This window comes from Klebsiella sp. CN_Kp113, from assembly GCF_040064585.1.
GTDB lineage: Bacteria > Pseudomonadota > Gammaproteobacteria > Enterobacterales > Enterobacteriaceae > Klebsiella > Klebsiella michiganensis.
On the sequence record NZ_JBEAID010000026.1, the window covers coordinates 1 to 14379 of the forward strand.

A 14379-nucleotide genomic window follows, 5' to 3' on the forward strand; every position below is an offset into this window, starting at 1 on the left:
CCGGGGCTACAGGTTCACCGCCGTTTGCCGTTTTGTAGCCCGGGCAAGGCGCTTGCGCCGCGGCCCGGGGAAGTAGCACTTCGCCTGCTCAGACTTCCCCCGGTCGCGCTGCGCTTACCGGGGCTACAGGTTCACCGCCGTTTGCCGTTTTGTAGCCCGGGCAAGGCGCTTGAGCCGCGGCCCGGGGAAATAGCACTGCGCCCGCTCAGACTTCCCCCGGTCGCGCTGCGCTTACCGGGGCTACAATTCCATGCGATTTTTACGCCACCCCCAGCAGCCATTTCTGCGCGGGCGTCAGGCGGCTGGCGGTTTCCGGCGTCAGCCAGCGCTGCTGATCCTGCTGCGCGGTATCCGCTCTGTCGATATATAAGCCGTGCAGCACGCGCCTTCTGCTGCCGACGCGGTTGCGCGTCCCGCCGTGCCAGGCGTGGGCGTTATAAATCATCACGCTGCCCGCCGGCGCGGCGAACACCACCTCATCAGGATGCGCCAGCTCCGGGTCATCCAGCACCGCTTCCGGCAGCTCCGGACGCAAATGGGTGCCGGGAATAATGCGCGGCGCGCCGTTTTCAGCGCTCAGATCATCGATAGCCCAGATGGTATTTACCAGATGCACTTTCGGAAAATCGTGACGCGGCTTTTTCCAGTCCGCATGCAGCGGCTGATGGCCGCCGTTGAACAACGCTTCCCGCGCGTTCAGGCTGGAGACTTTAAAATCCCCCTGAAAAACATGCCGACAGGCGGAGAGAATCAGCGGATGGGACCAGACCTTTTCCCAAATCGCGCCTTTGTTAATCAGGTTAGCGATGCGGGTTGCCGTCGCTTCCTGGTGGTGCTCCATCGCCAGATTATCGCCCTCTCTCTCGACGATGGCGTCGATAAGCGCGCGCATCGCCGCCAGCCACTCCGCGTCCGCCACGTTATGCACGACGGTGTAGCCCAGGGTATCCAGCTCCTGTTTCATTGCCGGGCTCAGCGCAACGTTCGCCCCCAGCGCATCCAGATAAACCGCAGATTGTTGTTCCATATTTATATTCCTTAACTTATCGATAACACAAAACAAACTCTAATCGGCGGCGGGCGGGAATACATGAGGGCAAAACTACGAAAAACTGGACGAGCGTACGCGGCAGGGAAAAGTGTGATGGCCATCAAAATCCAGCTTTTTCCCCCTTCCTGCAGGGCAGGCATTAGCGAAGCCGCCTGATACAGAACAAACCTGTGCAGATAAAATAGATTATAATCAACAGGATAATTGCTCTCTTCTAAGGCATACGGAATGATTGACGATCTGGCGGATATTTTAAATCGTTTAGTAAATCAGAAAGATAATCTGCACGTCAGGTTCCCCGACCCGGATATCTCCGAGCCCGAGCTGGCGTTTAAGGTGCCCTTTCCGCGGCTGGAAATTGTGCTTGAGGGCGAGCTTAAGGAGAGCGGGCTGCCGCTGTCGGAGACAATGCTCTCCGCCTCGCAGGTGCTCTACGTCCAGGCGGGTAAATGGACGCTGCCGGAATGGACCGCGCCGGCGTCGACGTTAAGCATTCTGTTTGGTCGCCAGAAGCTCGGGTTTTGCGTTCAGCACTGGGACGGCAAGCAGCTGCGCACGGAAAAGCAGAACGTCGCCCGCCTCGGACCGCGCGTGGGCTCCTACCTGCTGCTGTCGCTCAATGAAATCTGCCTGCAGCCGGACCCGGTAACCGCCAGGCTGGTGGTCGCGGCCCTGTTGAGCCACTGCCTTGAGCAGCTGGTCGGACTGGAGATGCGCGTCAGCCGCAGCCGCGATCTGTTTCTGGCGGTACAGGATTATCTCGAAGAGCATCTCACCCAGCCGCTGACCCGCGAGTCGGTAGCGAAGCGTTTTCATATTACGCCCAACTACCTGTCGCATATATTCCAGAAATCCGGCTCCGTCGGTTTTAATGAGTTTCTCACCAGCGTCCGCCTGGAAAAGGCGAAAAAGCTGCTGCGCGGCTACGACCTCAAGGTCAAAGAGATCGCCCACAACTGCGGTTTTGTCGACAGCAACTATTTCTGCCGGGTGTTTAAACGCTACACCGAGCGCTCACCTTCCGAATATCGTCGCCACTGCCGCAGCGCGCAGCAGGGATAGTTCACGCGGCCCATTCAACCCGTCCGCGGCCGTTATTTTTCGCCTTATAGAGCGCGTCATCGACCTTTTTAATAAACAGGTTCTGCGGCTCGTCTTTATGGCGCAGACCGACGCCAATGCTGATCGACAGCGGGTTATCGTGGTTGATCAAGATCGCGCGGGCGTTTTGCAAAATCGACTGCGCCAGTTCATCCACTTCCTGCGCCGACAGGCCATCGACAATAATGGCAAACTCTTCTCCGCCAATCCTCGAGGGCAACACCTTATCGCTGGTAAGCTTCGCCAGCTGTTTGCCAAGGGCAAACAGCACTTCGTCCCCCACCAGATGTCCCCAGGTGTCATTAATTTTCTTGAAGTAGTCGATATCCACAATCATCAGCGCCAGCCTGCGCCCCTCCTTCTCGCGGATGGTGTCGATAAAAAAGCGACGGTTGGGCAGCTGGGTCAGCTCATCCTTGAGCGATTGCGAACGCGCGTCGACGTACAGGAGATTGATGCGCTCAATAATTTTGTAGACCCCGACCGCGCTCAGCAGCATGCCGGACAGGCGCAGCAGATCTTCGCAGTAGTACCCCATCCAGCGCGGCTGGTGGAATATTTCGTCCATCAGATCGAAAGTGCCCCCGGCAATCCACAGCAGCAGGCCGTAGCGTACCCAGTTAACCGCCACGTGGTTCATCCGCACCTTGGTCGAACTCCAGAGCATAAACAGCAGAAATAGCAGCGCCAGCAGATCGATATACATCCCTGGATTGGTCAAAATTTCGCGCCACGGCCCCAGCGGCGGCGAGACGAACGCGCACAGGCTCGATACGACGACGATCGCCAGCATTGCCGGAAGAATATGCGTTCGAGAGATAGAGGAAGAGGGTTGAATATGGATGTTTTTTTCGCGTTCGGGCATGGTCAGGTCTCATTACAGCGCGGCTTGCCGGGTTTTTAGCATAACAGCGCAGAGCGTTTGCGCGAACTGTAAAGGTGCGATGCCGGGCGACGGGCGCGGACTTCCACCTATCCCATGCTCTGTATGAGATGAAATTGTTATCGAAGCGGGTTCGCGCAAGCGCGCGAGTCTGGGAGCAGAGGGTTGCATCAGCAGGCGATGGGAGAATATTCATCAAAGCCACGCCGGGGTCAGGGATAAACTTCATAAACCGCAGGAAGCCCATCGTAAAATAAGGGGTTCCGCGCCGTTTTTGCATTTCCATACCAACTGGCTGAATCGGGATTGCCATTATTTATCTGCCACAACTATGCTGATAGTACCCGCCTCATCAGCCGTGTCCTGCCGGTTAAACGCTAAATATAAGGTGTCGTTATGGCCATTGATCCGGAGCTCTTATATATAGAAATCCTGGAGACTATTCTGATGGCGGCGCTGGATCCCCAGTTCTGGAAACCCGCGCTGCAGAAACTATCGTTACTGACAGGACATCAGTACGCGGCATTGCTTTATTATGACAAAGGTAATGCGCATCTCATGACGGATTCATTACTCTTTGATGAAAAAGTCTTTACGGCCTATCGGGATATCTTTCTGGCAATAGATCCTGCCGAAAAAATATTGACGGGGTTACCTGTAGGGCAGATGTACAGGGACAGGGAGTTTTTAGGGGATAAATTTATTGCTAACAGCGCTTATTATAATGAATTTCATCATCCTAATGATTTGAATTATCTGACCAGCGTTAAATTGTGTACCGTCAACGGTTATTCTACGTATTTATCACTGATGACGGCTAATGAAGCCAGCTATCCGCTGGCTGTACAATTTGACCTGTTCCGGCGTCTCATCCCGGCGTTAATTTCCGCCAGCCAGCTTCATGCCAGATTTGAACAACTTCGTGACACGATTAAATATCAGAGTGCCGTTATGGATAACGGTATCTACCCGGTCTGGCTGGTGGATCGCGCCGGGAAAATGCTTTACGCCAGCACCCAGGCCGAACATTACCAGCGCGCAAACCACAAAGCGATCTGGTCTGTCGGCGCTGACACCCTAAGCCTGAATACGGACAGCAAAAAACTGCGGCATGCCATTGAACAGGCCACCCGGACGGAGGCGCGTCCGCGGGCAGGATTATGCTACACCGCCGGACGGTATCCAAAACCGATTCTGGTCATCCCGTCCCCCAGCATTCCCGGTACGGCTTGCATTATCATCCCTGAACCCTTCCTCAGCGGCAGCGCGCTCATGGAACTGTTTAATGTCAAACCCGCCGAAAATGCGGTGGCAGAGCTGCTGCTCAGAGGGATGACTGCGGATGAATGCGCCATGCATCTGGGCGTCGCCATCACCACCGTCAGAACCCATCTGAGTGCGCTTTACCGAAAAACGCATACCCGCAATCAGTCCGAGCTCCTGCTCATTATCAGGGCTATTTATCGCTGATTTATTTTGCTCGCTCATTCATTTGAATGAATGTGGATGCCATGACCACCATTATACTGAACCCTATACGCGGGGCCGCGTATCATTAAACCACGTGGTTTTTGCTTGCTGCCAGCCGGTCCGGAGAGCACGTCAGCACCCGGCTTGCCTGTGGCTTTTCATAAAACCCGCTAAAGAGAGGCGGTGGAGGTCAGAAAAAAGAAATCATCTTATCGGCATAGCAAACGGGAATAAGCGAGTATCCTGTAGTCAGTAGAAATATCCGCGTATATATCTTTATCTTCGCATGCCACATATAAATAAACTTTATATTGGTGAGGAATATACTTATGTTTTTGCTAAAAAGACACACATCAGCATCGGCAATCGTTTTGTTTTTTCTCTCTGCCGCAGTTCACGCTAATGATGTATCCTGTCAGGCTGAGCAGCCCTGCGGTGATAACATCGACAAATATTTAATTTACCTTGTATTTTTCATCGTTATTTTTGGTACCTTGCTTTCTATTTTAGTCATCCGCAAGTCGCTTCCTGAAGCGTGGTCTTTAGCCGATGCGCTTTCGGAAGACGTTGAATTATCCGCTACCGAAGAGGTTAAAACCACCACGGACGGCACTGATACCGTGACAAAGAAACCGCTTTATGACGTTGCGGGCAAACCGCTTCTGGTCAAAGAGATGAAAGCCAGTTCGAGCCGGCTCATTGCGCTAATCGGCATGCTGGTTATTTTGTTTATGTATATTGGCTTCGGCTCGTTATTGCTACTTGATTTTGGCCACAATAGAAAAATATCCAACCCTGATGCTCTGGGTGAAATCATTAAATTCCTGATAGCCGGAATGACATTATTTGCGCCTTACCTGGTAAATAAAGTTTCTTCTCTCTTTCAGGGCTTAACCTCGAGTAAATAGACCTAAGACACTATCTCAATATTCGTCACCGTCATGAAGGAGAGTTTTATGGATACTAGCAACAAGCGTATATTCATCGCGACTCGCTATCCCGTCAGCACGCAGCATGGTCGTCCACCGATAGCGTTTTTAGAACAGCTAGTCGATACTTTAAATGCTTTACCTGATGAGGTTTTTGCTGAAAATAAGCTTCATGATATCTATGCCGTAATGAAAGGGGCTCTGGGGCCCTACACCAGCCTTTTACACCGTAAAGCCGTCATGTGTGAAGTGCTTCGCGTTCAGGCGGGGTTTGAATCAGACTGGCGCTGGGATGCCGGCGTTGATTCCAAAAACGCTCGTTCACAGGCTCATATCGAAAGCGAAGAAACCGGGGCGTTTCAGGTGTCATTTGACAGTATCGGCAATGGAAAGGCGGAACTCCGTAATTTTGCCAAACAGCATGACATTGATACAGCTGAAAATTTCATTACAAAAATGAAAACAGACCACCCGCTGGCGATAGAGTATTGTGCCCGATTGTTGCGTTTCAGCACCAGCTGGTGCGGTACCATCGTATACCCCGCGATGGTTATTTCTCACGTGCGACGTGATGCCGTGGAGGAATTCCAGACATTTGTTACGCTACATACGCCTCCTGTGATGTTTGCCGATAGCATCGCGCCGCTGAGCGACAAAGAAAAAATGCGCAACGTAGTCAATATTGCCAAAACGCCGGTTCGTTATGAAAACGTTCAGGCCGTCGCTGCGATTGAGCTTTTCAAATTAGCCCATGAGCAGTGGCCGCATGATGGTTGCGCCCTGAACCTGGCCAACCTGTTACAGGCCGGAGGGATTGCCGTTCCCGATATTACGCAGGCATTAGCGTTGGGCAACTATCTTCGTGATAAACGACAATGGGAAGTCATTTCTGTGGGTGAACAACGGCCCGGCGATGTCGGCTCCACCTGCGGTCCCGCGGCGCACCACGGTTACGATCATATTTATCTGGTTCTGGAATGCGAAGGTAACGACATAATGCTCATTGCCGATAATCAAAAACCAGTCCCTCATCAACGACTAGCCAGTGGAAATGGCAAAACACCCACAACATTCTTTTTGCGGCCAGTCTGATACCACAGGGTCAAACTTACCGCGCGCTGAATCCCACCGCGGCATCGCTTTCGGGATAACGCGGGCCGGGGAGCCCGGACCGGGATGTGCCGTCTCCGGGCCTCCCGGCGTTTCCGGCCTGCGTCGCGAAAAACCGTAGGCTCGCTCATTCTCGTTAGCTGACCAGCCTCAGCCCTCTCGCGACAATCCTTTTAAACTCTTCACAATGCCTATGCTCCGGCTGCGTGCAGCGCGCAGCGTGCTTCAGCCCGCGGCTTAACAGCCGCAGCCTGCGAATGGTGGCGTCAATCTCTTGTGCGCGCTGGTGTAGCTGCGCCCGGTCTATCGCTAACGCTGATGCGGTACCAAACATCGCGGCAAGTTCATCCAGAGAGAACCCTGCCGCCTGCCCCAGCACAATGAGCTGCAGCTTATTGAGCACATTTTCATGATACTGCCTTCGTAAACCATTACGGCCAACAGGCTGAATTAACCCCTTTTTTTCGTAATACCGCAAGGCTGAGGGGGTAACGCCTGAGAGGTCGGCAATTTGTCGGATATCCAGCGCTTTCATCGTTGACTTAAACCTCGCTTTAAGTTGCACACTGGCTACCAGCCTGTCATTGATTGGAAAAGGAGTACACCCTGGATACGATTATTGTTGTTAAAACTGTCATAACGGGTATTGGCGCGACGCTGATTATGGATTTGTGGTCATGGTGTCAAAAAGACCTCCTCAAGATACCGCCGCTGAACTATGCCCTGGTCGGTCGCTGGATATTATGGCTATCCAGAGGAAAGCTTTGCCATCGCACCATCGTCTCAACGCCGGAAATCGCTGGGGAGAGGCTTACCGGCTGGGTATTTCACTACCTGACCGGGATCGTTTTTGCTTTTGTCCCTCTGGTACTGTACGGCGCCGTCTGGCTGGATGCCCCCTCGCTTACGGGAGGCCTGCTGGCAGGCGGGTTAACGTTATTTGCGCCGTTCATAATTCTTCAGCCCGCATTGGGCTTCGGCATTGCGGCGTCGCAAACACCTCGCCCGTGGCTGGCTCGCTTGCTAAGCGTGCTCACACATCTGGCCTGGGGATTCGGGCTCTATATCGCGGCACTGGCTATCAGAGCGTGGGGATAATAGCTTAGCAGCCCGTCGGGGGTCAGAATGAGGCTAACTGACCCTTCACGCCAGGAGAATATCGTGTGGGTCACTCACCCAACACACCGTTACTTTTTTGCCGCTGTAGCTGATTATGTTGCTCAAGCTCATATTCAATGAATGCATCTATCATGGACCGATACACTTTCTCAATAATCACTTCGGGTAACCCTGCGGCAGCCGCCTTTTCGCGAACCCGATCAATAACCTGCTGCACGCGCGCGGGAGCACGAACGGCGGAGTGGTCAGTTTTGAATGCGGCAGCGGCTTTAACGCACTCAGCACGTTGAGCAATCAGGCTAACCAGTTCGCTATCAATCGAATCGATCTGGCTTCTGACATCGGCAAGGGTGGAAAACGTCATCACTTTGAACCTTTAAACTAGTACAATGGCTCAGAATAATATCTCAAATTTCGCCAGATTCCAGCCCTGCGTTTATTCAGAAAGCGCTGGTACGCATAGCCGCATAGAGGGAGCAGAGCTCCTGCAGGCTTTTGGTTCCCATGCGCTTCATCAGCCGGGTACGCTGGACGCTGACCGTGGACGGGCTGACCCCGCGGATACGGGCAATATCATCCAGAGAATGGCCGCGTAAACTGAGCCTCATGATCTGTTGCTCGGCATGGGTAAAATTAAACGTATCGGGCAGATAAGCAACGCTCTGGTTCTGAGCCGATAACAGGCCCATCACTTTTAACGCCTGACGCAGCTCTTCGACCGTCAACCTCTCTGACAAACAGAGCTTTAACAGGCCCGGAAACAGCCGGTTGATGGTCTCAAAATGGCGCTCAGAGGTGATGAAGATGGCGTAGTGCTCCGGCGGATGGCGAAAGAACAAAGTATATATCTCCTGGATATCCATCCCGCAGGTGACATACACGCAGTTGCTTAACCCCGCATCCGCGCCATCGCTCAGCTCCTGCACTATATTCTCTACGCCAGAAATAAATACACGATCCTTTCCATGAATAGTCATCTTGAAGTCCCGAGGTTACCGTCTTTTATTATCCTTCCATATGGACGCTTTTCTGAGAGTGTTATGTCGTCAGTCTGGCAGATCAATACCGCCCTCTTTTCCGTTTAGCTTTCGTTTAGCTTAAAGGGATTGGCAGTACTGGCTTCGGTTTAACCATTGAAACCATCGAAGTATTTTTAAGTTTTAACAAATTGAGCGCTTAAAAATATAGGAATAAGATTACCGTCAATTCACAAAAAATCCTTATATTCGCAAATAAAAACGCAAAACAAACCCAAAGAAACCACTCAATCTATTGATTTAAAAGAATAATAAATTATTAGGATTATCTTTATAAATGACATAAAAAATATTTACCCTCTATTTTTAATATTCAGATCTCGATCTCAAAACATCATTTCATTTTGTGTAAAAGTTATTTTCAATAAAATCACAAGCAGTGCGAATTTGTCATCATCAGGGAATAAAGAATAATGTGTGGTGAATCCCCCTAAGCGGCGGGGTCATGCTGAATTGAGGAATACCCTCATCGACGTTTCGTTTTTATAGACGAATCAGGAAGTCAGCGCCTGATTCACCGGGAGGCACCCGGCACCACACTACCATCTAATAATTTCATTTGTATCGTTCTGCCTGCTTTACGGCAGGTAATTTCTTGTACCTTTGGAAAATAAAAAAGTAGAGGCACCCTATGTTTCGTTCTTTATTATTAGTCACGATCCCTTTTATCAGTATTGCTGCCCACGCGGTGACATTTGATTATCGTCATGAAACCAATGACAAAGCCGGCAATAATCATAAAGACAGACTGCTGATGTCTCACCGTTTTGCCAATGGCTTTGGCCTGTCGCTGGAAGGGAAATGGAAAGGTTCACAGGATAAAAATAAAGCCTATGATGAAACCGTGAGTAACGGCACCGAAGTGGTGGCGAGCTATGTGCATAAAATAAATAAAACCTTCCAGATTGAGCCCGGCTTCTCTCTGGATACCAGTTCGTCCTCAAACAACTATCGTCCCTACCTGCGCGGTAAAGCGAATCTGACCGACGATGTCAGCGCCTCATTGCGCTACCGACCTTACTACAAGCGCAATTCAGGCAATATCGGCACGTCTAAAGACACCTCGGAGAACGGCTATAATCTGACCAGCGTTCTTTCCTGGAAATTCCTCAAAGATTATCAGCTCGATTATGAACTGGACTATAAAAAAGCCAACTCCGCCGGGGTTATTTTAGCGGATAACGAAAGCTATGACTGGACCCATGATTTTAAGCTAACCTATAAATTTGATAAAAACTGGTCTCCTTATATGGCCATCGGCAACGTTTCCGGCAGTAAAGCCACCGATGAACGCCAAACGCGTTATCGCGTTGGTGTGAAATACTCCTTCTGATAACTTCCTGTCAGCCAGATAATAAATAAGGGTTTTATTAAACCCTTATTTTCATTAAGAGGATAATAATGAAGATTGCAAAAATCACCCTGGCATTGGGCGCTCTGAGTCTCTTCTCACTGAGTGCTGGCGCCCAGGAGAACGCGCGCCTGAGCAGCGTAAAGCAGTTCGCTGACGTCGTGCTGGATAAAGCGGGAGATCGGTACGGCCATCACTCTCCTCTGCTGGCCAATGGCGTGGATCCTCGCACCGGCAAGCAAATGGAATGGGTTTTTCCGGACGGTAAAGTGACCGTGCTGTCGAACTTCTCGGCCCAGCAAAACTTGATGCGGGTGCTGGTAGGGTTAAGCAACCTGACCGGCGAAGCAAAATATAAGCAGCGGGTCGCGGAGAATATTCGCTACTACTTTGACCACTATCAGGACGCCAGCGGGCTACTGCTGTGGGGAGGCCATCGCTTTGTTGATTTGAAAACGCTGCAGCCTCAAGGCCCGAGCGAAAAGGAGATGGTCCATGAACTTAAGAACGCGTATCCCTATTACGACATGATGTTTGCCGTCGATGACAAGGCCACCGCGCGCTTTATCAAGGCTTTCTGGAACGCCCATGTTTACGACTGGAAAACGCTGGAAACCAGCCGTCACGGGGAGTACGGCAAAGCGATGGGCGCGCTCTGGCAAAGTGATTTTGTCCAACAGCCACCCTTTTTCGCCACCAAAGGCCTGAGCTTTCTCAATGCCGGCAACGACCTTATCTACTCCGCATCGCTGCTCTATCAATACGATGGTGACGCTGGCGCGCTGACGTGGGCGAAGCGTCTGGCCGAACAGTACGTTCTGCCGCGAGATAAGAAGACCGGGCTGGGCGTCTACCAGTTTACCCAACCGCTAAAACGCGCCGACACCACCGATGACAGCGACACGCATTCGAAATACGGCGACCGCGCGCAGCGTCAGTTTGGCCCCGAACTGGGCCCGGATGCGCTGGAGGGCAATATGCTGCTGAAGGGCCGGACCAGCACGCTCTACTCAGAAAATGCGCTGATGCAGCTTGCCCTGGCAAAATCGCTCGGCAAAGACGGTGACGATCTCAAAAAATGGACCCTTGATGGCCTCAAGGCCTTCGCGACCTACGCTTACGATGAGCAGAACAATACCTTCCGCCCGATGCTGGCCAACGGCACGGATCTCTCCGGCTATGCGTTAAAACGCGATGGCTATTATGGGAAAAAAGGCACGGTGCTCAAAGCCTATCCGGCGGGAAATGAATTTCTTCTCTCCTACGCCCGCGCCTGGACGCTTGAACCGGATCGTGCCATCTGGAAAGTCGCCCGCGGCATCGCGAAAGGCCAGGGTTTAGGCGATATCGGTGAACCCGGCGGCGCGAACCGCAGGCTGAATAGCCAAACGGAGAACCATCAGCCGTATGCGATTTTCGCGCTTATCGACCTGTGGCAGGCCACCGGGCAGCAGGACTATTTGACGCTGGCGGATCGCATCGGCGCGAACATCATCAACAAGCAGCGCCTCAACGGCTTTTTTGTCGATGACCCTGAGGCCGAATATGCCAGTATCGATAGTATTGCCCCCTATGCGCTTCTCGCCCTGGAAGCCGCCTTCCGCAACACGCCGGACGCGGTGGCGCCGTTCCTGAACGGCGCGGGATTCACCGAGGGTGCTTATCGGCTGGCTGACGGGACGGTTCGCTACTCCACCCGAGATGACGAGCTGTTCAGGCTCAGACCCGGCGAACAGCTTAAACCGAACGGCAAAAGATAAAACAGGCCCCCACCGTGGTGGGGGTTGCGCTATGCCCGGTTTACCAGAAGCGAAACGATAGCCGCTACTTCCCGGCATCCAGCGCCGACACCGCGCGCGAATAGGCCGCTATCGCCAGCGCCACATCGTCGGCGGTGACCGACTCGGCGGGATGATGGCTGATGCCGCCTTTGCAGCGCACAAATAGCATCGCTGACGGCCAGCGTTCGGCAATGGCGATGGCATCATGCCCGGCGCCGCTCGGCAGCGTCAACGAACGCCCCTGCACCGCCTGCACCGCCTCGCTCAATACCTGCTGCAATCCGCTATCGCAGGCGGTGGCGGCAATACGGTAAAACTCTTCGGCACTGAACCGCAGCTGGCGACGAGAGGCAATGGCCTGCGCCTCCTTCAGCAGCGTATCCAGCAGCGCATCCAGCGGCTGGTCGTGCGGCCCGCGAATATCCAGGGTCAGCGTAACGTCGCCGGGTATCACGTTAACCGCGCCGGGCGCGCAGCGCAGCGTACCCACCGTGGCGACCCGGTTTCCGCCCTGCTCGCGGGTCAGGGTCTCTACCCGCACCATCCACTCGGCGGCGGCGGCCAGCGCATCTTTCCGATGACTCATCGGCACGGTCCCGGCGTGTCCCGCCTCGCCGGTAAAGCGGCAGTTCAGGCGACGCGCGCCGTTGATCGCCTCGACCACCCCCAGCGCCAGCCCTTCCTGCTCGAGGCACGGCCCCTGCTCGATATGCAGTTCCAGGTAGGCGGCAATCTCCTCCGGGCGGCGGGCGGCAAGATGAATGCGCGCCGGATCCAGCCCGGCCAGCACCATCGCCTGCGCCACGCTGACGCCGTCGGCATCGGTCTGCGCCAGCCAGCTCTCGGGCCAGGTACCGGTTATCCCGCGGCTGCCGAGCAGCGTAATACCGAATCGCGTCCCCTCTTCATCGCAAAAGCCGACAATCTCGATGGCCTGTTTCAGCCTCCGCCCCTGTTGATGCAGACCGTGCACCACTTCGATCGCCGTGAGTACGCCGAGCATCCCGTCGTAACGCCCGGCGTTGCGCACCGTATCAAGGTGCGACCCCAGCAGGATGGCGGGCGCTCCCTCCTGCTCTCCCTCGTAGCGGCCGCAAATATTGCCGACGCTGTCCTGCCAGACGGTCATTCCGGCCTGGGTCATCCACCGCGCCGCCCGCTGGTTGGCCTCGAGATGCTGTGGGGAGAGATAAACCCGAGTCAGGGCATCCGGCGTTTCGCTGATCGCGGCCAGCTCATCGGCGCGGGCCATCACCCGCGCCGCGGCCTGCTGCATTTCCGCCTGCTGGCGTTGTGCTGGACTCATTGGGCGCTCTCGCTGCGATAGTGATCCCACGCGGCCTGCATCGCCGCGCCCTGAGTGGTGGGGAATTTGAGATAGTTCAGCACCGACTCCAGCGCGCTGAGCGTGGTCATCACGCAGTCTTTACGCGCGTTGTAGCCCATGGTGCCGATCCGCCACACTTTGCCGTGCAGCGGGCCGAACGAGGTACCGATTTCAATACCGAAATCTTCCAACATCAGCTTGCGCGCCTGGTCGCCGTTGATACCCTGCGGGATAACGACGCCAAGCACGTTGTTCATCTTATGTTTCAGGTCGCCGAAGGTCTCCAGCCCCATCGCCTGAATGCCTTTGACCAGCGCGTCGCCGTGCAGCTTATGGCGGGCAATGCCGTTATCCAGCCCCTCCTGGAGGATCAGCCGTGCGCATTCGCGGGCGCCGAACAGCGCGGTAGTGGCCTCGGTATGATGGTTAAGGCGCTCCGGCCCCCAGTAGTCCATCACCATGCCGAGATCGAAATAGTTGGAGTAGATCATCTCCTCGTCGCCGTCGCGGTGGGCATCGGTGCGAATCCCCTCTTCCACGCATTTGCGGCGGCGAATCGCCTCTTCCATGCGCGCGCTGAGGGTAATCGGCGAGGTGCCGGACGGGCCGCCGAGGCACTTCTGCATCCCGGCCGAGACCGCATCCAGCCCCCAGGCGTCGGTTTCCAGCGGGTTGCCGCCCAGCGAGGCGGTGGCGTCGGTGTAAAACAGTACGTCATAGCGGCGGCAGATATCCCCCAGATCCGCCAGCGGCTGCAGCATCGTGGTGGAGGTGTCGCCCTGCACCGTCAGCAGCAGGCGCGGACGAATACGTTTGATGGCATCCTCCACCTGGTCCGGGGCAAACACCTCACCCCAGGGTACTTCAATGGTGTGCACTTCCGCCCGGCAGCGGCGGGCGATTTCGCACAGCAGATGGCCGAAGCGGCCAAACACCGGCACCAGCACCTTGTCCCCCGGCCGAATAGCCGAAACGAGGATCGCCTCAATCCCGGCCCTTGAGGTTCCGTCCACCAGCATCGTCCAGCGGTTTTCGGTACGAAATACGCCGCGGTACAGCGCCATCACTTCGTTCATATAGTGGGTCATCGCCGGGTCGTACTGGCCGATCAGCTGGCTCGACATGGCGCGCAGCACGCGCGGGTCGGCGTTAATCGGGCCGGGCCCCATCAGCAGGCGCGACGGCGGATTGAGTTGCGGAAACTGAGTGATATCCATCTT

General features: G+C 54.5%; 14 protein-coding genes and 1 pseudogene. 8 read left to right on the forward strand and 7 right to left on the reverse strand.

Annotated elements, in window-relative coordinates:
• Window positions 1–259: 259 nt before the first annotated feature.
• Window positions 260–1027 carry a phytanoyl-CoA dioxygenase family protein gene (locus tag ABLV30_RS17810; protein WP_048263708.1) on the reverse strand — a complete coding sequence of 256 codons (768 nt, stop codon included), beginning with the start codon at window positions 1025–1027 and terminating at the stop codon, window positions 260–262.
• Window positions 1028–1279: 252 nt separating this feature from the next.
• Between ABLV30_RS17810 and ABLV30_RS17815 the strand changes: the two genes are divergently transcribed.
• Window positions 1280–2113 carry an AraC family transcriptional regulator gene (locus ABLV30_RS17815; protein ID WP_025106241.1) on the forward strand — a complete coding sequence of 278 codons (834 nt, stop codon included), beginning with the start codon at window positions 1280–1282 and terminating at the stop codon, window positions 2111–2113.
• Window position 2114: 1 nt separating this feature from the next.
• Here ABLV30_RS17815 and ABLV30_RS17820 read toward each other — a convergent pair whose 3' ends face one another.
• Window positions 2115–3017: a GGDEF domain-containing protein gene (locus tag ABLV30_RS17820; protein WP_025106240.1), complete on the reverse strand. Its 903-nt coding sequence runs from the start codon at window positions 3015–3017 to the stop codon at window positions 2115–2117.
• A 1209-nt stretch (window positions 3018–4226) separates the two neighbouring features.
• On the opposite strand from ABLV30_RS17820, the pseudogene ABLV30_RS17825 reads away from it, so the two are divergent.
• The 4 genes and pseudogenes from ABLV30_RS17825 to ABLV30_RS17840 all read left to right on the forward strand — a co-directional run bounded on the left by ABLV30_RS17825 (window position 4227) and on the right by ABLV30_RS17840 (window position 6526).
• Window positions 4227–4431, forward strand: a pseudogene (locus tag ABLV30_RS17825) (hypothetical protein).
• Window positions 4389–4505, forward strand: coding sequence for a hypothetical protein (locus ABLV30_RS17830; protein ID WP_239659190.1), 117 nt, complete (start codon window positions 4389–4391; stop codon window positions 4503–4505). Before ABLV30_RS17825 ends, ABLV30_RS17830 begins: the two are co-directional and overlap by 43 nt.
• A gap of 329 nt (window positions 4506–4834) precedes the next feature.
• Entirely contained in the window at window positions 4835–5413 is a 579-nt protein-coding gene (locus ABLV30_RS17835) for a hypothetical protein (protein ID WP_025106238.1), read from the forward strand.
• Between the two features lie 48 nt (window positions 5414–5461).
• Window positions 5462–6526 carry a hypothetical protein gene (locus ABLV30_RS17840; protein WP_265800587.1) on the forward strand — a complete coding sequence of 355 codons (1065 nt, stop codon included), beginning with the start codon at window positions 5462–5464 and terminating at the stop codon, window positions 6524–6526.
• 154 nt (window positions 6527–6680) lie between these two features.
• On the opposite strand, the gene ABLV30_RS17845 is transcribed toward ABLV30_RS17840, so the two are convergent.
• Complete coding sequence (locus ABLV30_RS17845; protein WP_025106236.1) at window positions 6681–7079, reverse strand: MerR family transcriptional regulator; 399 nt, start codon at window positions 7077–7079, stop codon at window positions 6681–6683.
• Between the two features lie 83 nt (window positions 7080–7162).
• Here ABLV30_RS17845 and ABLV30_RS17850 point away from each other — a divergent pair, with 83 nt between their 5' ends.
• On the forward strand, window positions 7163–7642 hold the full coding sequence (locus tag ABLV30_RS17850) for a DUF2938 family protein (protein ID WP_077254595.1): 480 nt from the start codon (window positions 7163–7165) through the stop codon (window positions 7640–7642).
• 70 nt (window positions 7643–7712) lie between these two features.
• Here ABLV30_RS17850 and ABLV30_RS17855 read toward each other — a convergent pair whose 3' ends face one another.
• Both ABLV30_RS17855 and ABLV30_RS17860 read right to left on the reverse strand, forming a co-directional pair.
• Window positions 7713–8027 carry a chorismate mutase gene (locus ABLV30_RS17855; protein WP_014228778.1) on the reverse strand — a complete coding sequence of 105 codons (315 nt, stop codon included), beginning with the start codon at window positions 8025–8027 and terminating at the stop codon, window positions 7713–7715.
• A gap of 76 nt (window positions 8028–8103) precedes the next feature.
• Window positions 8104–8640 (reverse strand): LuxR C-terminal-related transcriptional regulator, encoded by a 537-nt coding sequence (locus ABLV30_RS17860; RefSeq protein ID WP_025106233.1) that lies wholly within the window; start codon window positions 8638–8640, stop codon window positions 8104–8106.
• Between the two features lie 691 nt (window positions 8641–9331).
• Here ABLV30_RS17860 and ABLV30_RS17865 point away from each other — a divergent pair.
• Together ABLV30_RS17865 and ABLV30_RS17870 are read left to right on the forward strand one after the other, a co-directional pair.
• The gene (locus ABLV30_RS17865) at window positions 9332–10033 is read left to right on the forward strand and encodes an oligogalacturonate-specific porin KdgM family protein (protein ID WP_025106232.1); all 702 of its coding nucleotides are present in this window, start codon (window positions 9332–9334) and stop codon (window positions 10031–10033) included.
• A gap of 68 nt (window positions 10034–10101) precedes the next feature.
• Window positions 10102–11811, forward strand: coding sequence for a pectate lyase (locus tag ABLV30_RS17870; protein ID WP_064405528.1), 1710 nt, complete (start codon window positions 10102–10104; stop codon window positions 11809–11811).
• A gap of 64 nt (window positions 11812–11875) precedes the next feature.
• Here the strand turns inward: ABLV30_RS17870 and hpxK are convergent, their stop codons facing one another.
• Both hpxK and ABLV30_RS17880 read right to left on the reverse strand, forming a co-directional pair.
• Window positions 11876–13138, reverse strand: coding sequence for an allantoate amidohydrolase (gene hpxK, locus ABLV30_RS17875; protein ID WP_049101184.1), 1263 nt, complete (start codon window positions 13136–13138; stop codon window positions 11876–11878).
• Entirely contained in the window at window positions 13135–14376 is a 1242-nt protein-coding gene (locus ABLV30_RS17880) for an alanine--glyoxylate aminotransferase family protein (RefSeq protein ID WP_257198582.1), read from the reverse strand. The genes hpxK and ABLV30_RS17880 overlap by 4 nt, the downstream gene beginning before the upstream one ends.
• Between the last annotated feature and the right edge of the window lie 3 nt (window positions 14377–14379).